Here is a 19,228-nt window from a genome sequence, read left to right as displayed (position 1 = left end):
ATGATGCTCAAATCGCTGCGGCCTGCAAAGCCGAACCTCGCGTCACTCGCCCCGCATGATCTCGTCGAGACGCGATCTTTCTGCCTCGCTCAGCGTGACCGCCGGCGGCGCTGCGGCGGCCGCGCGGCCGCGCATGAAACGCCAGGCGATCAGCAGCGCGATCAGGGCCATCGCCGGCCCGGCGAGCCACAGAACCAGATTGCCGCCGCGGGCACGCGGCTCGAACAGCACGAATTCGCCGAAGCGGTCCACCACCGCGTCGACCACCTGCGTGTCGTCGTCTCCGGCGACCAGCCTTTCGCGAACGTAAAGCCGCAGATCGCGGCTGATGGCGGCATTCGATTCGTCGATATTCTCGCCCTGGCAGACCGGACAGCGCAGCTTTTGCGAGATCTGGCGCGCGCGCCCCTCCAGCACCGGGTCGTCCAGCACCTCGTCGGGCTGCACCGCCAGCGCCGCCAGCGGCAGCGCCAACAGCAGCGCAAGGATCAGGGCCAGCCGTTTCATTCCGCCGGCACCGCGCTGGCCGCCGCGCGCCGCGCGCCTGCGGCCACGCGATAGCGCCGGTCCGACAGGCTGATCAGGCCGCCAAGCGCCATCAGGATCGAGCCCAGCCAGATCCAGTTGGCGAAGGGCTTGATATAGGAGCGGATCGCCCAGCCGCCATCGGCCTGCGCGTCCCCGATGACCAGATAGATGTCGCGGAAGATGCCGTTGTCGATCGCCGCCTCGGTGGTCGGCATGGCCTGCACCGGATAGACCCGCTTTTCGGGATAAAGCACCGCCACCTCGCGGCCGCCGCGCGTCACCTGCAGCGTGCCGGTGGTCGAGATGTAGTTCGGCCCCTCGACCTCCTCGACCGCCGTCAGCGTGACCTGATAGCCGGCCAGATCGAAGGGCTCGCCGACCTGCGCCACGCGGATATCCTCGACCTGCCAGGCGGTCAGCAGGCCGATGCCGATGAAGGTCACGCCCAGCCCGCCATGGGCGATGGCCTTGCCCCAGTCGGCCCGCGGCAGCCGCAGCAGGCGCGACAGGCCCGACTTGCCGGTGCGGTGGATCAGTTCCGCCACCGCCCCCGCGACCAGCCAGGCGCCCAGACCGGCGCCGACCACCGCGATGGCGCTGCGCCCGGTCGAGACGGCAAAGACCAGCAGCATGACCGCCACCGCGAACAGCAGCGCCCCGCGCAGCGGCGCCAGCGCGCGGGCCAGCACCGCCCGCTTCCACGGCAGGATCGCCCCCACCGGCAGCACGATGGCCAGCACGATCATGAAGGGCGTGAAGGCCTTGTTGAAGAAGGGCGCGCCGACCGACAGCTTGCGGTCCCACAGGAGTTCGGCCACCAGCGGCCACATGGTGCCGATGAAGACCACGAAGGCCGCGACCGCCAGCAGCACGTTGTTCAGGACCAGCGCGCCCTCGCGCGAGACCGGCGCGAAGACCCCCTTGGCCGTCATCGCCCCCGCCCGCGCGGCGTAAAGCGTCAGCCCGCCGCCCACGAAGACGGTCAGGATGCCAAGGATGAACACGCCGCGTGCCGGGTCGCTGGCAAAGCTGTGGACCGAGGTGATGACGCCCGAGCGCACGATGAAGGTGCCGATCATCGAGAACCCGAAGGCCATGATCGCCAACAGGATGGTCCAGCTTTTCAGCGCCTCGCGCTTTTCGACGACGATGGCCGAATGCAGCAGCGCCGCCGCCAGAAGCCAGGGCATGAAGCTGGCGTTCTCCACCGGATCCCAGAACCAGAACCCGCCCCAGCCCAGCTCGTAATAGGCCCACCACGAGCCAAGCGCGATGCCGACGGTCAGGAACATCCAGGCGGCCAGCGTCCAGGGCCGGACCCACCGCGCCCAGGCCGCGTCCACCCGCCCCTCGATCAGCGCGGCAAGGGCAAAGCTGAAGGTCATCGAAAGCCCGACATAGCCGAGGTACAGGAACGGCGGATGGAAGGCGAGGCCCGGATCCTGCAGCAGCGGGTTCAGGTCGCGCCCGTCGAAGGGCGGATTGGCCAGCCGCAGGAACGGGTTCGAGGTGAAGATGATGAAGGCATAGAAGGCCGCCGCGATCGAGGCCTGCACCCCCAGCACGCGGGCGCGCAGGCTGGGTGGCAGATTGCCCCCCCAGGCCGCCGCCGCCGCCCCGAACAGCGCCAGGATCAGCACCCAGAGCAGCATCGAGCCCTCGTGATTGCCCCAGACGCCGGTCACCTTGTAGAGCATCGGCTTGGCGGTATGGCTGTTCTCGTAGACCAGCTTCAGCGAGAAATCCGAGGTAACGAACGCCACCGTCAGCGCCGCGAAGGACAGCCCCACCAGCAGGAACTGCGTCATGGCGGCGGGACGGGCGCTGTCCATCCAGCCGGCCCAGCCCTTGGCCGCGCCGATCATCGGAACGGTCATCTGATACAGCGACACCGCAAAGGCGAGGATCAGGGCGAAATGGCCGAATTCTGCGATCATGGGGGCGGTCCTCCGTCCCCCGCAGCATAGGGCGACGCAAAAAGGGGGGAAAGTCCCCCCTTCGTCGATCCCGCTCAGTTTTCCGTGTGACCTATCCGCGCAGGCCCGAGACCCAATCCCTGAGGGCGGCATTGTCGGCGAAATCGTCATCCGGAGACGCGACCGGCGCCGCCTCCAGTGCCTGCGCCCGCGCAGGCCAGGCCCGGTTGCGGAAGTGATGCGCCTCGCGCGCCCCGAAATAGAAGCCCACGATGGCCCCCAGCAGCCACCACAGCGGCTCGGGCACCTGCTGCAGCCCCTCCATGCGCAGCCCGAAACCGACGGGTTCCACCATGGCATAGACGAACAGCGCCATCGTCCCCAGAGCCAGCAATGGCCGGGGCAGTCGGTTCAACCCGTTGACGAGGCTGTCGAAGAATCCGGCCCGGGCGATCTGGAACTCCTGCCCCAACTGGGTGATGGCGCGGGCATAGGCCTCCTCCTCCAGTTCCATCTTGCGGGTGGCGTTCTGGGTGAACACTTCGGCCATGCCGGTCGCGGCGCTGCCAAGCGCGGTGATGCCGGGCGCAAGCCCGATGAAACGCTCGATCATGCCCATTTCGCAGTCCTTTCGCGGTGCCCGGCCTCGGTCAGGTGATATTTCGGCGTGATGAAGGCCTCGGCCCGGGTGATCCAGCCACCCTTGCCGCCGCCGCGCATGCGCGCATATTTGCGGCTCGCCGGGCGCCGGTCGGCCAGCGCGTAGTAATAGTTCCGCCGCGCGATCCCGTAGGCATCGCCCAGATGATCCGGCGCGGCGGCCGCCGCATCCGCCGCCGCCGCGATGGTCTTCGGCCCGACCACGCCATCGCCCGCCACCGGAAAGCCCATCCGGGTCACCAGTTGCTGCAGGATCTTCACCGCATTGGCCCCGGCATTCACATACATGTCGAAGACGCTGGCCTGCACCACCGGTGGCAGTTCGGCCAGGCGCGGCCGGCGGAAATAATGCTCGACGAAAATCCCTTCGGCCTGCTCCCGGCTCAGCGCCTTCACATCGGCGGAATCGACACGACCGTCGCGGTTCATATCCAGCCCCAGCGACCGCATCGTGCCGATCGTCACCCCGTATTTTGTGGCCCCGCCCGGATCGTCGGGATCGTTCACATAGCCGCCCTCGCGGGCGACGATCTCTCGTGCAATCTCTTCAACGCTCGGCATCGCGATCCCCTCAGACCCTCCGCACCGGTTCGGCGGATCGGGAAAGGCTCACCCCTTCGCGTTAACCCGCCGTTAACCGGCCGGGCGTTGCGCGCGGCCCCTCGCACTCTTTGCAAATACCTTCGGGGGGTCCGGGGGGCGAAGCGCCCCCGGCCGTCGCGGGACGCGGGATCAGGAATTCGGGTCCTGATAGACCCCGGTATCCTTCAGCGTATCGATCACCTCCCGCGGCATGTAGGTCTCGTCATGCTTGGCCAGCAGGTTCTGAGCCTCGAAACGGCCGTCGCGGAAATAGCCCTTGGCGATGGTGCCCTGGCCCTCCTTGAACAGGTCCGGGCGTGGGTCGCGGCCGATATAGGCGACCGGAATCTCGACCGCCCCGTCGGTGATGACGAAATCGAAGGCCACGCCGTCGCGGTTGATGATCGAGCCCTCCTTCACCAGCCCGCCAAGCTGGAAATACTCGTCGGGCGCCGGCGCCGCCTCGGCCACCTGCGTGGGCGAGCGATAGAGGTTGATGCCGTCCCGAAAGCCGTATCCGATCAGCGCGACCGCCACCGCAAGCGCCAGCGCAGCGCCGCCCAGAACCTGTATCCGGCGGCGTTTCTTCAGCGATTTCAGACCGGCCATCGTGTCACCTCATGCAGCCTCGAAGCGGATCGGACGGCGAAGGAACTGCGTCGCCTTCCCCGATACCCGCGCGGGATCGCCCGTCGTCAGAAATTTCGCCTCGGTTCCCGAGCCGAGAAATTCGGGCCTGCGCTGAAGATAGTCAGCCAGGCTCTCGGCCACCAGCCCCGCCTGGCTGTAAACCTTGACCTGCGGGCCAAGCGCGCGCTGGAACGTCGCCTCGACCAAGGGATAATGGGTGCAGCCCAGAATCGCCGCCTCGGGTTGCGGCATGCGCCGCAACAGCGCCTCGACATGGCTGGTCACCAGCGCCTCGGCCAGAATTTCGTCACCCATTTCAATGGCATCGACGACGCCGCCGCAGGGCTGAGCCTCGACATCCACGCCCACGGCGCGAAAGGCCAACTCGCGCTGGAAGGCGCGGCTGGCGACGGTGGCGGGGGTGGCGAACAGCGCCACATGCTTGACCGTCACCTCGCGGGGCGGCGAATTGTCGCCCCAGCGACGCTCGGTCAGGGCCTCGATCATCGGCACGAACACCCCGAGGACACGCTTGTCGGCGGGCAGCCATTTCTCCTGGATGCGCCGCAACGCCGCCGCGCTGGCGGTGTTGCAGGCGAGAATCACCAGATCGCAACCCTCCTGCCACAGCCGCTCGACGCCGGCGCAGGTCAGATCGAAGATGTCCTCGGCGGTGCGCACCCCGTAGGGAATCTTGGCATTGTCACCCAGATAGACCAGGGGCACCTCGGGCAGGCGGGCGGCAATGGCCTGCTGAACCGTCAGACCGCCCAGACCCGAATCAAAAATACCAACCGCCATGCTGTCCTTCCCCTTGCTCCGCGCAGCCCTTCTAGGGCGATGCAGGGGCTTTGGGAATGACCCAGATCATTCGGCGGCATGCTGCAGGGGCGGCAGTCCGCTGCGGAACCGCTCCAGCAGATCCGCGCGCCGATGCGCGGCCTCGTCCGCCGCCCTTTCCTTGACCGGGCCGAAGCCGCGCACGCTCAAGGGCAGTTCGGCCAGTTCAACCGCGACCGGCATGGTGGCATCGGTGACCTTCGCCAGCAATTCGCGCATGTCCTGCTCGTATTCGCGGATCATCGCGCGCTCGCGCCGCCGCTCATGGGAATAGCCGAAGGGATCGAAGGGGGTGCCCCGCAGGACCTTCATCGCCGCCAGCAGCCGGAAGCCGCGCGCCATCCACGGCCCGAATTCACGCTTCTTCGGGCGGCCATTGGCATCCCTGCCCGGCAGCATCGGTGGGGCAAGATGGAAGGACAGCGCCACGTCACCCTCCCAGATCGCCCCCACCTGGCGGGCGGTGTCCAGATGCAGCCGTGCGACCTCGTATTCGTCCTTGTAGGCCAGCAGCTTGTAATAGCCGCGCGCCACGCTTTCGCGCAGCGGCGCGGGCGCGGCATCGACCAGCTTGCGGTATTTCCTTGCCAGCCGGTTGCCTTGATAGCTGACCAACCGCGCGGCCCGGTATTCGACCGGATCGGCAGGCAATTCAGCGACTTCCACAGGCTTTCTCGCCTGATCCGGAAAGGCCATCGCCCAACGGCCGATCTGGAAGGCGCGCTGGTTCTCGGCCACCTTGGCGCCGTTTAGGCGGATCGCCTCCATGATCGCCTGTTCGGTCAGCGGGATCAGCCCCTGCTGCCAGCAGGCCCCCAGGACCAGCATGTTGGAATAGATCGAATCGCCCAGCATGCGCAGCGCCAGATCATTGGCATCGAAGAACGCCACCCGGTCCCGAAGGCGCGACTCAAGCGACAGTTTCAGCCGGTCCGAGGGCACCCGAAAATCGCGGATCCGGGTGAAATCGCCGGTGATGATCTCGTGGTCGTTCACCACCGCGCCAGTCCGGCCGCCGGTCATCAGCCCGATCGTTCTGGCGCCGGCGCTGACGACCAGATCGCCGCCGATGACGCAATCGGCCTCGCCCGTGGCCACGCGGATGGCGCTGATATCCTCGGGCCGGTTGGCCAGACGCAGATGGATATGTACGGCACCGCCCTTCTGCGCGAGGCCGGCCATCTCCATCATGCCCGCGCCCTTGCCGTCGATATGGGCGGCCTGTGCCAGCACCGCGCCGATGGTCACGACACCGGTGCCGCCGACGCCGGTGATGACGACGTTATGGGTGCCGCTGATCGCCGGCAGGGCGGGTCGTGGCAGATCGGGGATGTCGAAGGCCGCGGCCTCGGGTTTCCTCAGCTTGCCGCCCTTCACACTGACAAAGCTGGGGCAGAAGCCGTTCACGCAGCTGTAATCCTTGTTGCAACTGGACTGGTCGATCTGCCGCTTGCGGCCCAGTTCGGTCTCCAGCGGCACCACCGAGACGCAGTTCGACTGCACCGAACAGTCACCGCAGCCCTCGCAGACCTCGGGGTTGATCCAGATGCGGCGGTCGGGATCGGGAAACTGGCCCTTCTTGCGGCGGCGGCGCTTTTCGGCGGCACAGGTCTGCACATAGAGGATGGCGCTGACACCGGACGCGGCCCCCAGGTCGCGCTGGACCGTCATCAAGTTGGCCCGTTCCTCGAAGCGCAGACCCGAAGGGAACTGCTTGCGGTCGATCTCTTCCTTCTCGTCGTAAACCACGACGACCGGATCGACCCCCATGGCCACCAGTTCACGCGCGATCTGCGGTGCGGTCAGCCCGCCCTCGTTCGGCTGGCCGCCGGTCATCGCCACCGCGTCGTTATAGAGGATCTTGTAGGTGATACTGGTCCCCGCCGCCAGCGCGGCCCGGATCGCCAGAACCCCGGAATGATTATAGGTTCCGTCGCCAAGATTCTGGAAAACATGGTTTCTCTTGCTGAACGGCGCCTCGCCGACCCAGTTCACGCCTTCGGCGCCCATATGGGTGAAGCCGTTGGTGTCGCGGTCCATCCACTGCACCATGTAGTGACAACCGATACCGGCATAGGCGCGGCTGCCTTCAGGCAGCCTGGTCGAGCTGTTATGCGGGCAGCCCGAACAGAACCACGGCGTGCGGGTGGCAATCTCGGGGGCGTTGTCGTTGCGGCGCACCTCGGTCAGCCGCTCCAGCCCGGCCCGGATATGTTCGGTGCCGCGCCCCTCCTCGATCAGGATGCCGCCGATCTTCTGCGCAATCATCACCGGATCCAGCGCATAGCGGGTCGGGAACAGTTCCTCGCCGCTGCGGTCATGCTTCCAGCCATGCACGCGACGACCGTGCCGATTGTCGAAGATCGCCTCTTTCAGCTGCACCTCGATCAGCTTGCGCTTTTCCTCGACGCAAACGATAAGATCAAGATTTTCAGACCACTCCTGCATGGACTTCATGTCAAGTGGCCAGGTCTGGCCGACCTTGTAGGTGGTGATGCCCAGCCGTTCCGCCTCGGCCTCGTCGATCCCCAGAAGCGACAGCGCATGGACCAGATCCAGCCAGTTCTTGCCGGCGGCGACAAAGCCGATCTTGGCGCCGGGCTTGCCCCAGACCTGCCGGTCGATCCGGTTTGCGCGGGAAAACGCCTCGGCCGCCCACCGCTTGTGGTCGATCATCCGCGCTTCCTGCGCCAGGGGCGTATCGCCCAGCCGGATGTTCAGCCCGCCTTCGGGCAGTTGCACCTCGGGCAGCACGAAGGACAGCCGGTGCGGGTCGCCATTCACGACCGAGGTCGCCTCGACCGTATCCTTCATGGTCTTCAGCCCGGTCCAGACACCGGCAAAGCGCGACAGCGCAAAGCCGTAAAGCCCGTAGTCGAGGATTTCCTGCACCCCCGCCGGCGACAGCACCGGGATATAGGCGTCGATCATCGCCCAGTCCGACTGGTGCAGCACGGTCGAGGATTCGCCGGTGTGATCGTCGCCCATGGCCATGACCACGCCGCCATGTCTCGACGAGCCGGCCATATTCGCATGCCGCATCACATCGCCGCTGCGGTCGATGCCCGGCCCCTTGCCGTACCACAGCCCGAAGACGCCGTCATATTTCCCCTCGCCACGCAACTCGGCCTGCTGGCTGCCCCAGATTGCTGTCGCGGCAAGATCTTCGTTCAGGCCGGGCTGGAACAGGACATTTGCCTCGGCCAGCCGCTTGCCCTCGCGCATCATCTGCAGATCAACCCCGCCAAGCGGGCTGCCGCGATAGCCGGTGACAAGCCCGGCCGTCCTCAGCCCGGCGGCTTCGTCGCGTGCCGCCTGCATCAGCATCAGCCGCACCAGTGCCTGCGTCCCGTTCAACAATACGTGTGTCTTCGACAGATCGAAGCGGTCGGCTAGCGAGAATTCCTGCTTGCTCATCCTGCGTCTCCTCCGATGGCGCATGGCTGGCGCAGACTATACGTCAGTCATGCTGACCAATAAAGGAAAAATTCGGCGCTTGACGTTACGTGCCGGGACAGGCAGGGGAGTGTAGATTTGCAAAAAATGCATGGCTGACCTCGCAGGATTGTAACAGCTATGGACTGGGACAAGCTCAGAATATTTCATGCGGTTGCCGATGCCGGCAGCCTGACCCATGCCGGCGACGTATTGCATCTGTCGCAATCGGCGGTCAGCCGCCAGATTCGCGCACTTGAGGAATCGGTCGGGGCGACCCTGTTTCACCGCCACGCCCGCGGCCTGATTCTGACCGAACAGGGCGAATTGCTGTTCGACGCCACCTCCGCGATGGCCCGCAAGCTTGATGCCGCCTCGGCCCGTATCCGCGACAGCGAGGAAAGCGTACTGGGTGAATTGAAGGTCACCACCACGGTCGGCTTCGGCTCGCTCTGGCTGGCACCGCGTCTCTACAAGCTGTACGAGAAATTCCCGGATCTGAAGATCGACCTGCTGCTGGAGGAACGGGTTCTGGACCTGCCGATGCGCGAGGCCGATGTCGCCATCCGCATGAAGGAGCCCAGCCAGTCCGACCTGATCCGCCGGCGCCTGCTGAACATCCGCATGCGGCTTTATGCGACCCAGGACTATCTGGACAGTGCCGGAACCCCCGAAAGCATGGCCGATCTGGCCGCGCACCGGATCATCTGCCAGAAGACCGACCAGCCGCAGGTCGCCGCCGGCGCGAGGCTGGTGCAGGAGATCCTGACCCAGAACATCACCTCGACCCTGACGGTGAACAATTATTTCGGTGTGCTGCAGGGCGTGCTTGCCAATGTCGGGATCGGCGTCCTGCCCGACTACCTGTCCCTCGATCACCCGCGCCTGGTTCGCGTCCTGCCCGAGACAGAATCGGGCGAGGTTCCAGTCTTCCTCGCCTACCCCGAGGAATTGCGGCAAACCCGCCGCGTGGCGGTTTTCCGCGATTTTGTCTTGGAGGAGATTCAGGCTTATCGTCGCCTGCAAAGCGAGAACTTGACAGCCTGATCCGCTAAACAGGCGGATTCCCTTGATATCGGAGTCAGAAAAGTCGTGATTCGGCGGTTGAAGATCAACTCTTGCGTGTAGCTATTCGGCAACGGCATGTCGGCTATGCTGCACGTGCAGCATGAAGATACTTGATTCGGCAATGGCCTGCACATAAATCATGCTTCGAAGGCGGTGGTCAGCCTAACCGCGCATCACCTTCAACCTCCCTGTTGGACTTAGGCCGGGCTTCTTGCCCGGCTCTTTTTTTGTCGCAGCGCGATCTTACCCGATCCACCGCCCTTCCAAACCGGCATCTCTCGCCATACAAGGCGCCAGACTCCACGGGCAGGAAGGGCCGGACATGCAGGAACCGTCGATCACCGCCGATCTGATCGCCGCGCACGGGCTGAAGCCCGACGAATATGACCGCATCCTGCAGATCATCGGCCGCGAGCCCAGCTTTACCGAACTGGGCATCTTCAGCGCCATGTGGAACGAGCATTGTTCCTACAAGTCCTCGAAGAAATGGCTGCGCACCCTGCCCACGGAAGGCCCGCAGGTGATCTGCGGCCCGGGCGAGAATGCGGGCGTGGTCGATATCGGCGACGGTCAGGCGGTGGTCTTCAAGATGGAAAGCCACAACCACCCCTCGTATATCGAACCGCATCAGGGTGCCGCGACCGGCGTGGGCGGCATCCTGCGCGATGTCTTCACCATGGGCGCGCGGCCCATCGCGGCGATGGATTCGCTGTCCTTCGGGCGCCCCGAACATCCCAAGACCCCGCATCTGGTCAAGGGTGTGGTCGAGGGGGTCGGCGCCTATGGCAACTGCTTCGGCGTCCCGAATGTCGGCGGCGAGGTGCGGTTCCACCGCAGCTATGACGGCAACTGCCTTGTGAACGCCTTTGCCGCGGGCCTCGCCGACAGCGACAAGATCTTCTACTCGGCCGCCTCGGGCGTCGGCATGCCGGTGGTCTATCTGGGCGCCAAGACCGGCCGCGACGGCGTCGGCGGCGCGACCATGGCCTCGGCCGAATTCGACGACACGATCGAGGAAAAGCGCCCCACCGTCCAGGTCGGCGACCCGTTCACCGAAAAATGCCTGCTGGAAGCCTGTCTTGAACTGATGGCTTCGGGCAGCGTCATCTCCATTCAGGACATGGGCGCGGCGGGCCTGACCTGCTCGGCGGTCGAGATGGGCGACAAGGGCGGGCTGGGCATCCTGCTGCAACTCGATCACGTGCCGCAGCGCGAAACCGAGATGACGGCCTATGAGATGATGCTGTCCGAAAGCCAGGAACGCATGCTGATGGTGCTGAAGCCCGAGAAGGAGGCCGAGGCACGGGCGATCTTCGAGAAATGGGATCTGGATTTCGCCATCGTCGGCGAGACCATCCCCGAGGACCGGTTCCTGATCCTGCATGGCAACGAGGTGAAGGCCGACCTGCCGCTGTCGAAACTGTCCTCCAGCGCGCCGGAATATGACCGGCCCTGGGTGGAAACCCCGGCTGCCGCCCCCGCCCCGGCCCTGCCCCGGATCACCCCCATTGCCGCCCTGCGCGCGCTGATCGGGTCGCCCAACCATGCCCACAAGGCCTGGGTCTGGGAACAGTATGACACGCAGGTCGGCGCCGATACCATCCGCCGCCCCGGCCTTGGCGCCGGCGTGGTCCGCGTCCACGGCACCGGCAAGGCGCTGGCCTTCACCAGCGACGTGACCCCGCGCTATGTGAAGGCGAACCCCTATGAGGGCGGCAAGCAGGCCGTGGCCGAGGCCTATCGCAACCTCTGCGCGGTGGGCGCCACACCGCTGGCCACGACCGACAACCTGAATTTCGGCAATCCCGAAAAGCCCGAGATCATGGGCCAGTTCGTCGGCGCCATAAAGGGCATCGGCGAGGCCTGCCGGGCGCTGGATTTCCCGATCGTGTCGGGCAATGTCTCGCTTTACAACGAGACCGACGGCAAGGGCATCCTGCCGACGCCGACCATCGGCGGCGTCGGCCTGATCGCGGATCTGGATGAGCTGATCGCGGGCCTGCCCGCGGCCGGTGATCTGGCGCTGGTGATCGGCGTCACCCGGGGCCATCTGGGCCAGTCGGCACTGGCCGCCGAAGCCTTCGGCGTTGAGGCGGGCGACGCCCCGCATGTGGATCTGGCGGCCGAGCGGAAGCATGGCGAATTCCTGCGCGCGAACCGCGCGCATCTGAACGCCGCCACCGATCTGTCCGATGGCGGCCTGGCGCTCGCGGCCTTCGAGATGGCCGAGGCGGCCGGGCTCGGCCTCACGCTGGATACGGCCGAGATCGGCCAGCTGTTCGGCGAGGATCAGGCCCGCTATCTGGTCGCCTGCTCGGCCGAGGGAGCCGAGGCCCTGATCCATGCAGGTCGGGCCGCCGGCGTCGCGGTTGCCGCGGTCGGCCGGTTCGGCGGCGACACCGTCTCGCTTGGCGGCGATGCCGTGCCGCTGGCGGAACTTTCCACGCTCTATCGCACGGCTTTCGCCGCCGCCATCCGCGGCGACATGCCCGATCACATATGACACTCACCGTACCGGCAGGCTATGCCGCCATCGTCACGGCGGCCGGTCGCGGCAGTCGAGCCGGCGGCGACCTTCCGAAACAGTGGCGCGATCTGGCCGGAAAACCCGTTCTGGCCCATGCGCTGGCGGCCTTCGCGGGGTTCGAGCGGGTCATCCTGGTCGTTCATCCCGACGATATGGGCCGGGCCATTGCGGGTTTCGCCGGCCCGGTCACCATCATCACCGGCGGTGAAACCCGCGCAGCCAGCGTCCGCGCGGCGCTGGCGACGCTTGAGGGCAGCGACATCACCCATGTCCTGATCCATGACGGCGCGCGGCCCCTGGTCAGCGAGGCGGTGATCCGCGGCGTCATCGCGGCGCTGCAATCGGGCGCCGCCGCCGCCGCCCCCGCCCTGCCCGTCAGCGATGCGCTGTGGCGGGGACAGGACGGCGCCGTCACCGGCACCGCCTCGCGCGAGGGGCTCTATCGCGCCCAGACCCCGCAGGGCTTTGCCCTGGCCGACATCGCCTTGGCGCACCGGCTGCACCCGCAGGACGCGGCCGACGATGTGGAACTGGCCCGCAAGGCCGGGATCGAGGTTGCGATCACGCCCGGCAGCGAGGACAATCTGAAAATCACCTTCCCCGCCGATTTCGCGCGGGCCGAAAGACTGCTGGGGGGCGCGATGGATATCCGTCTGGGCAATGGCTACGACGTTCACGCCTTCGGACCGGGCGATCATGTCTGGCTTTGCGGGGTGAAGATCCCGCATGAGGCCGGGCTGGTCGGCCATTCCGATGCTGATGTCGGCATGCACGCGCTGACCGACGCCATCTATGGCGCGCTGGCCATGGGCGATATCGGTCGCCATTTCCCGCCCTCGGATCCGCAATGGAAGGGCGCGGACAGCGCCGTCTTCCTGCGCCACGCGGCGGAACTTGCCGGCAGGCAGGGTTTTCGCATCGGCAATGCCGATGTGACGCTGATCTGCGAGGCCCCGAAGATCGGCCCCCATGCCGTCGCCATGGCCGCGCGGCTGGCCGGCATCGCCGGGATCGCGCCCGACCGCGTCAGCGTCAAGGCGACCACCTCGGAACGGTTGGGCTTCACCGGCCGGCGCGAAGGCATCGCCGCCATCGCCACCTGCACCTTGCTGAAGGAATAGCGCATGGAGCGGCTTCTCTGCATCTGGTTCGGCGCCGGCCTGCTGCGCCCCGCGCCCGGCACCTGGGGCTCGGCCGTGGCGGTGGCGCTTGGCCTGCTGATCCACCGCATCGGGCATTTCCCGCTGCTGGCTTTGGCCACCGTCGCGGCGACCGTGGTGGGCTTCTGGGCGGTACGGCGCTATACCGCCGGCATGGCCGATCCCGACCGCAGCGAGATCGTCATCGACGAGGTGGCGGGGCAATGGCTGGCGCTGTGCTTTCCCTCGGCCGGCTTCTGGCTGATGGGCCTGCCGGCCGGAAACTTTCCCTGGCCGGGCTGGGTCGCGGCCTTCCTGTTCTTCCGCCTGTTCGACATCTGGAAACCCTGGCTGGTCGGCCGCGCCGACCGCGAGGGCGGCGTGGACGGGGTGATGAAGGACGACCTCTGGGCCGGGCTTTTCGCCGGCATTGCCACCATGATCGCCGCCGGCATCTCGCACGGGCTGATCAGATGAGCCTCGCCGCCCAGATCCTCGACGCGGCCCGCCGGCGCGGCATCATGATCGCCACGGCGGAAAGCTGCACCGGCGGGCTGATCGTGGGCGCGCTGACCGAGGTGGCGGGGTCGTCGGATGTCGTGGACCGGGGATTTGTGACCTATTCCAACGCCGCCAAGCAGCAGATGCTGGGCGTGCGCGCCGAAACGCTGGACGCCCATGGCGCCGTCAGCGAAGAGGTCGCGGCCGAGATGGCCCAGGGCGCGCTTTCGCAGTCGGGGGCGCAACTGACCGTTTCGGTCACCGGCATCGCCGGCCCCGGCGGGTCCGAGCACAAGCCCGAGGGCCGGGTCTGTTTCGGCATCGCCACCGCCTTCGGCGTGACCACCGAGACGGTCGAATTCGGCGCCATCGGCCGGCATCAGGTCCGCGCCGCCACCGTCGATCATGCCCTGCAACTGCTGCGATCGGCGCTGGATCGCTGAACCCCGGCCTACCCGGCCAGCAGCGCGATGAACGCCTCGACATCCGTATCGGGCGTGTCCCAGGACGTGACCAGCCGGATCGGCACCGGGTCCGAGGCTTCGGCGGACTTGTCCGGCCAGAGGTGATAGATCGCCCCCGCCGCCCGTGCGCGCCGATGTGCCCCGGCCGGGATCGTCGCAAACACCGCATTCGACTGCACCGGGGCCAAGAGGCCGCCCCCGGCCGCCAGCACCCCCTCGGCCAGTCTGGACGCCAGCGCATTGGCGCGGATCGCCAGATCCAGCCACAGCCCGTCGCTGACCAGCGCCAGCATCTGTGCGGCCAGGAAACGCTGCTTCGAGAACACATGGCCCGACTGCTTTCGCCGAAAGTCAAAGCCCGCGGCCAGCGCCGGATCGAAGAACACCACTGCCTCGGCCGCCATGGCACCGTTCTTGGTGCCGCCAAAGCACAGCGCATCCACGCCCGCGCGCCAGGTCATATCGGCCGGCGCGCAGCCCAAGGACGCCGCGGCATTTGCAAAGCGCGCGCCGTCCACATGCAGCGGCACCCCCGCCCCATGGGCCAGATCCGCCAGTGCGGCGACCTGGTCGGGCGCATAGACCGTGCCCCATTCGGTGGCATTGGTGATCGAGACCATGGCGTTGCGGCCACCGTTCAGCCCGCCGCCGGCCCCGCGCCGCAGGGCCTCGGCCAGCGTATCGGCGGTCATCCGGCCTTCGGCGCCTGCCAGCGTCACCAGCTTTGCGCCATGCGAAAAGAATTCGGGCGCGCCGCATTCGCTGGTCTGGATATGGGCATCCTGATGGCAATAGATGCGCCCGCCCGCCGGGCTCAGTTGCGCGCAGACCAGCGCATTGGCCGCCGTGCCTGTGGCGGCGAAGCGGATCACCGCCTCCGGCGCCTCGAACAGATCGCGGATCGCCGCCTCGGCGCGGGCCGTCACCGGATCGGCGCCATAACCCATCACCGCCCCGGCATTGCAATCGGCCAGTGCGCGCAGCACCGCCGGATGCGCGCCGTAGGCATTGTCCGAGGCGAAGTTCACGACAGATCCTCGATGATGTGATCCTCCCAGTCCTCTTCGGACAGTTCGACCTCGCTGATCGTCCAGCCGCGCACGCTGACCCCGGCGCGATGCACCGATTCCGGATCGCCCGAGATCAGGTAATGCCACTTGTACAGGGGCCGCCCCTCGTGGCGCAGCCGATAGGCGCAGGTCGCCGGCAGCCACCAGGCGATCTCGTTCAGCTTCTTCGGGGTCAGCACCACGCATTCGGGCACATAGTCGTGCCGGTTGGCGTAGGAACTGCAGCGGCAGGCATGGTTGTCCAGCAGCTTGCAGGCGACGCGGGTGAAGGCCAGTTCGCCCGTATCCTCGTATTCGATCTTGTTCAGGCAGCACTTGCCGCAGCCGTCGCACAGTGCCTCCCATTCGGACGGGGTCAGGCTGGCCAGCGGCAGCTCCCAGAAACGTTCGCGCATCAGCTGGCCGACAGGATCGCGCGGGCCTGCCCGGCGTCGCGGGCGATCTGGTCGGTCAGCAGGTCGATGCTGGCGAATTTTTCCTCGTCGCGCAGGAATTCGACCAAGGCCACCGACAGGTGCTGGCCATAGAGATCACCCGAGAAGTCGAACAGATGCACTTCCAGATTGGGCGCGTTGCGGCCGAACATCGGCCGCACGCCAAGGCTGGCCACACCCCGGCAGGACAGCCGGTCCGGCCCGGTCAGCACATCGACCAGCACCGCATAGACGCCCAGCCGCGGCAGATGCAGCCCCTCGACCCGCATGTTCGCCGTGGGCCAGCCCAGATCACGGCCGCGCTTGTCGCCATGCACGACCTCGCCCTCGATCCGGTGCCAGTGGCCCAGCATGCGTTCGGCATCGCGGGGGCGGCCCTCGCTCAGCGCCCGGCGGATCGCGGTCGAGCTGTAATCCTGCCCGTCCGGCGCGGCCAGCAAAGGCACGGCGGTGACGCCGAAACCCAGTTCCGCACCCAGATCGCTCAGCGTCCGGACATTGCCCGCGCGCTTGTTGCCAAAGCAGAAATCCTGCCCGACGCTCACATGCCGCACGCCCAGCCCGTCAACCAGAACCTCGCGGGCGAAGGCCTCGGGCGACAGGCCGGCAAGGACCGGGCCGAAGGGCAGTTCATAAAGCTGCTCGACCCCCAGCCGCGCCAGGCGGTTGGCCCGCGCCTCGGCATTCATCAGCCGGAAGGGCGGCGCGTCGGGGGCAAAGAATTCACGCGGATGCGGCTCGAAGGTGATGATGCCCAGCGGCGCGTCGGTGGCGGCGGCGCGTGCCGCGTCGATCACTGCCCGATGGCCCAGATGAATGCCGTCGAAATTGCCCATGGCGATGCTGGCGCCGCGCGCGCCGGCGGGCAAACCGGTCCAGTCGTGATGGATCTGCAACGCGCCCCCAATCGAGGCACCGAGGCCCCGTCAGTCGAACTTGCGGCTTGGGGCCAGCACGACCGCCTCGCCTTTCAGCACGACCGTATCACCCACCAGACAGCGGGTTGCAAGCGTGACCCGCCGTTTCGCATGGTCGATCGCCTCGACCGTGACCTCGGCCCGGACCATGTCGCCGGGGCGCACGGGGGCCATGAATTTCAGCGTCTGGCCCAGATAGACGGTGCCATGGCCGGGCAGCTGCTCGCCGATCACGGCCGAGACCAGCCCGGCGGTCAGCATGCCATGCGCGATCCGCCCCTCGAAGATGGTGTCTTGCGCATAGGCATCGTCCAGATGCACCGGATTGCGGTCGGTCGAGACCTCGGCGAACAGTTCGATATCGCGATCCGTCACCTGTTTCTGCAGGTGGCGGGTCATGCCGACTTCCAGATCCTCGATGACGATGGTGCCGCGGGGAAGATTGTCAAACATGTCGTGTTCCATCAGCTGGGTCGGCCTCTTGTCGTTCATGCTGCATAGCAGCATAAAAATCGAAACGCAACAATATATCGCTGAACATACACCAAAGTATAAGATTGTTACGTTGCGGATTGCCGCACTGCCGGCACGAAAAATCCCGCGCCGGAGCGGCGCGGGAGATGGAGGTGCGGGCGGTTACAGGATCAGCGCAGCCGGCCGATACTGTATTGCGGGTCGAGGAAATGATGGGTCAGCCATTCCTGCAGCAGGTCCGGGCTGGGGCTTTCGACATCGCGGCCAAAGGCCTCTGCCGCAAGCCCGCCGGTCACGAACAATGCGTCGATCCCCTCCTGCAGCGCGCCGCGGATATCGGTATTGATGCCATCGCCAATGGCAAGGATGCGGGCCTGATCGCCCAGACCCAGCAGCCGCCGGGCGCGATCATAGATCGGCGGGTTCGGCTTGCCGAAATACAGCGCCTCGCCGCCCAGTTCCTCGTAGAACTGCGCCAGCGCGCCGGCGCAGTAGATCCGGGTCTCGCCCATGTCGACGACGACATCGGGATTGGCGCAGAGCATCTTCAGCCCGCGTTCGCGCGCCAGCATGAAGCGGGCGCGGTAATCCTCGGGCGCCTCGTTCATCTCGTCGAACGGGCCGGTATTGACGATGCCCTCGGCCTCCTCGAGCGGGACGCGGGTGATCGGCGGCGCATCGGCCCATTCCGCGGGGATGTCGTTGAAGAAGCCGTCATCCTTCTCGGTGCCGATGAACCAGACCCTGCGGCCGACCGCGCCCGCGAACATGGCGTCCTGCGCGGCATCGCCCGAACTGACGATCAGATCCCAGACATCGTCCGGCACGCCCATGCGCGCAAGCTGGGCCTGTACATAGGCGTTGGGGCGCGGCGCATTGGTCATCAGCACCACCTTGCCACCGCCCTGCCGGAACTCCTGCAGGGCCGCCACGGCGGCGGCATAGGGCTGCTTGCCGTTATGCAGGCAGCCCCAGAGATCGCAGAACAGCACGTCGTAATCGCCGCCGATCTCCGACAGCCGCTCGATGATGCGGGTCATGTCAGACAGCCAGCGCCGGGATGATCTGCTTCTTGCGGCTCATGATGCCCGGCAGCACGACGGTATCGCCGCTGACCGAGGCACCAAAGCTCTGCTCGGCCACCTGCTTGACGAAGTCGTTGGGCACCAGAAGCGTCGCCTCTTCGTTCAGGATGTCGATGACGAACAGCAGCACCTCATCGGCGCCATCGGCCGCGGCGACGCCCGGCATGGCGGCCATCAGCGCATCCTTGCGGTCCAGCAGCACCTGCGGCGCCGTCGTCTCCAGCACCGAGATGCGCAGCTGCTTGCCGCCCAGCTCGTATTCCTTGCTGTCCATCTTCAGCAGCGCCTCGTCCGAGAAGGCGCTGACATCGGATTTCGCGGCGAACATCTCGGCCGCGTATTCGCTGACATTCACGCCCAGATCGGCGGCCAGCTTCTCGGCCACGGCGCGGTCATGCGGGGTTGTGGTCGGGCTGCGGAATTCCAGCGTGTCCGACAGGATGCAGGTCAGCATGGCGCCCTTGACGGCCTCGGGCGCGGCGACGAGGTCGTCGCCGATCAGGTCGTGCATGATCGTCGCGGTGCAGGCCAGCGGGCGCACGGTGATGTTGATCGGCAGACGGGTCTTGATGCCACCCGCCAGCATGTGGTGGTCGATGATCTCGAGCACCTCGGCCTCGTTGATCGAGGCAGGCAGTTCGGCCGGGTTGTTGGTGTCCACGATCACGCATTGCTCGCCTGCGGCCACGTCCGCGATGATCTCGGGCTTGTCGAGGTTCCAGCGGGTCAGCATCCAGGCGGCCTCGGTATTCGGCTCGCCCTGCAGCACCGCCCTGGCCGGGGTCTTGCGAACCTCGTTCAGATACCAGGCCCAGATGATGGGCGAGCCGGTTGAATCCGTATCGGGGGCGGTGTGGCCGAAAACCTTGATCATGATGCGCCTCTGGAAGGGTTTGAAGTCGCGCGCCTTATAGGCGGGGCAACGGGTGATGTCCACGCGGGCGGCGGCGCCCGGCTT

General features: G+C 66.6%; 18 protein-coding genes. 5 read left to right on the top strand and 13 right to left on the bottom strand.

The features are described 5' to 3' along the window. Nucleotides 1-42: 42 nt before the first annotated feature. The 7 genes from KNW02_RS04110 to KNW02_RS04080 form a co-directional block, all read right to left on the bottom strand. Nucleotides 43-507, bottom strand: coding sequence for a cytochrome c-type biogenesis protein (locus tag KNW02_RS04110; protein WP_216032002.1), 465 nt, complete (start codon nt 505-507; stop codon nt 43-45). Further along, nucleotides 504-2,465 carry a heme lyase CcmF/NrfE family subunit gene (locus KNW02_RS04105; protein ID WP_216032001.1) on the bottom strand — a complete coding sequence of 654 codons (1,962 nt, stop codon included), beginning with the start codon at nt 2,463-2,465 and terminating at the stop codon, nt 504-506. The genes KNW02_RS04110 and KNW02_RS04105 overlap by 4 nt, the downstream gene beginning before the upstream one ends. Nucleotides 2,466-2,556: 91 nt before the next feature. Beyond that, complete coding sequence (locus KNW02_RS04100) at nt 2,557-3,063, bottom strand: holin family protein (protein WP_216032000.1); 507 nt, start codon at nt 3,061-3,063, stop codon at nt 2,557-2,559. After that, nucleotides 3,054-3,665, bottom strand: a complete 612-nt coding sequence (locus KNW02_RS04095; RefSeq protein ID WP_216031999.1) for a holin-associated N-acetylmuramidase — start codon at nt 3,663-3,665, stop codon at nt 3,054-3,056. Before KNW02_RS04095 ends, KNW02_RS04100 begins: the two co-directional genes overlap by 10 nt. A gap of 171 nt (nt 3,666-3,836) precedes the next feature. Continuing rightward, nucleotides 3,837-4,295, bottom strand: coding sequence for a cytochrome c maturation protein CcmE (gene ccmE / locus KNW02_RS04090; RefSeq protein WP_216031998.1), 459 nt, complete (start codon nt 4,293-4,295; stop codon nt 3,837-3,839). A 9-nt stretch (nt 4,296-4,304) separates the two neighbouring features. Continuing rightward, nucleotides 4,305-5,117 (bottom strand): glutamate racemase, encoded by an 813-nt coding sequence (locus KNW02_RS04085; RefSeq protein ID WP_216031997.1) that lies wholly within the window; start codon nt 5,115-5,117, stop codon nt 4,305-4,307. 66 nt (nt 5,118-5,183) lie between these two features. Beyond that, nucleotides 5,184-8,573 carry an indolepyruvate ferredoxin oxidoreductase family protein gene (locus tag KNW02_RS04080; protein ID WP_216031996.1) on the bottom strand — a complete coding sequence of 1,130 codons (3,390 nt, stop codon included), beginning with the start codon at nt 8,571-8,573 and terminating at the stop codon, nt 5,184-5,186. Between the two features lie 159 nt (nt 8,574-8,732). Between KNW02_RS04080 and KNW02_RS04075 the strand changes: the two genes are divergently transcribed. The 5 genes from KNW02_RS04075 (at nt 8,733) to KNW02_RS04055 (ending at nt 14,269) form a co-directional block, all read left to right on the top strand. Continuing rightward, entirely contained in the window at nt 8,733-9,638 is a 906-nt protein-coding gene (locus KNW02_RS04075; RefSeq protein WP_216031995.1) for a LysR family transcriptional regulator, read from the top strand. Between the two features lie 343 nt (nt 9,639-9,981). Then, the gene (purL, locus tag KNW02_RS04070; RefSeq protein WP_216031994.1) at nt 9,982-12,162 is read left to right on the top strand and encodes a phosphoribosylformylglycinamidine synthase subunit PurL; all 2,181 of its coding nucleotides are present in this window, start codon (nt 9,982-9,984) and stop codon (nt 12,160-12,162) included. After that, nucleotides 12,159-13,307: a bifunctional 2-C-methyl-D-erythritol 4-phosphate cytidylyltransferase/2-C-methyl-D-erythritol 2,4-cyclodiphosphate synthase gene (locus KNW02_RS04065; RefSeq protein ID WP_216031993.1), complete on the top strand. Its 1,149-nt coding sequence runs from the start codon at nt 12,159-12,161 to the stop codon at nt 13,305-13,307. Before purL ends, KNW02_RS04065 begins: the two co-directional genes overlap by 4 nt. A gap of 3 nt (nt 13,308-13,310) precedes the next feature. Then, complete coding sequence (locus KNW02_RS04060; RefSeq protein WP_216031992.1) at nt 13,311-13,802, top strand: phosphatidylglycerophosphatase A family protein; 492 nt, start codon at nt 13,311-13,313, stop codon at nt 13,800-13,802. Next, a complete protein-coding gene (locus KNW02_RS04055) occupies nt 13,799-14,269 on the top strand; it encodes a CinA family protein (protein ID WP_216031991.1) in 471 nt (156 codons plus the stop codon). Before KNW02_RS04060 ends, KNW02_RS04055 begins: the two co-directional genes overlap by 4 nt. A gap of 8 nt (nt 14,270-14,277) precedes the next feature. Here KNW02_RS04055 and KNW02_RS04050 read toward each other — a convergent pair whose 3' ends face one another. The 6 genes from KNW02_RS04050 to KNW02_RS04025 form a co-directional block, all read right to left on the bottom strand. Further along, on the bottom strand, nt 14,278-15,318 hold the full coding sequence (locus KNW02_RS04050) for a threonine aldolase family protein (RefSeq protein WP_216031990.1): 1,041 nt from the start codon (nt 15,316-15,318) through the stop codon (nt 14,278-14,280). Next, complete coding sequence (locus KNW02_RS04045; protein ID WP_216031989.1) at nt 15,315-15,755, bottom strand: YcgN family cysteine cluster protein; 441 nt, start codon at nt 15,753-15,755, stop codon at nt 15,315-15,317. The genes KNW02_RS04050 and KNW02_RS04045 overlap by 4 nt, the downstream gene beginning before the upstream one ends. Beyond that, the gene (locus KNW02_RS04040) at nt 15,755-16,690 is read right to left on the bottom strand and encodes a bifunctional riboflavin kinase/FAD synthetase (protein ID WP_216031988.1); all 936 of its coding nucleotides are present in this window, start codon (nt 16,688-16,690) and stop codon (nt 15,755-15,757) included. The genes KNW02_RS04045 and KNW02_RS04040 overlap by 1 nt, the downstream gene beginning before the upstream one ends. Before the next feature lie 30 nt (nt 16,691-16,720). Further along, nucleotides 16,721-17,164, bottom strand: coding sequence for a MaoC family dehydratase (locus tag KNW02_RS04035; protein ID WP_216031987.1), 444 nt, complete (start codon nt 17,162-17,164; stop codon nt 16,721-16,723). Between the two features lie 191 nt (nt 17,165-17,355). Then, nucleotides 17,356-18,225 (bottom strand): TIGR01459 family HAD-type hydrolase, encoded by an 870-nt coding sequence (locus KNW02_RS04030; protein WP_216031986.1) that lies wholly within the window; start codon nt 18,223-18,225, stop codon nt 17,356-17,358. Between the two features lies 1 nt (nt 18,226). Then, nucleotides 18,227-19,144 carry a manganese-dependent inorganic pyrophosphatase gene (locus KNW02_RS04025; protein ID WP_216031985.1) on the bottom strand — a complete coding sequence of 306 codons (918 nt, stop codon included), beginning with the start codon at nt 19,142-19,144 and terminating at the stop codon, nt 18,227-18,229. Nucleotides 19,145-19,228 lie beyond the last annotated feature (84 nt).

It is taken from the genome of Paracoccus marinaquae (assembly GCF_018860165.1).
GTDB lineage: Bacteria > Pseudomonadota > Alphaproteobacteria > Rhodobacterales > Rhodobacteraceae > Paracoccus > Paracoccus marinaquae.
The sequence above is the reverse complement of the archived record's forward strand: the minus strand, read 5'-3'. Positions and strand labels throughout refer to the sequence as shown.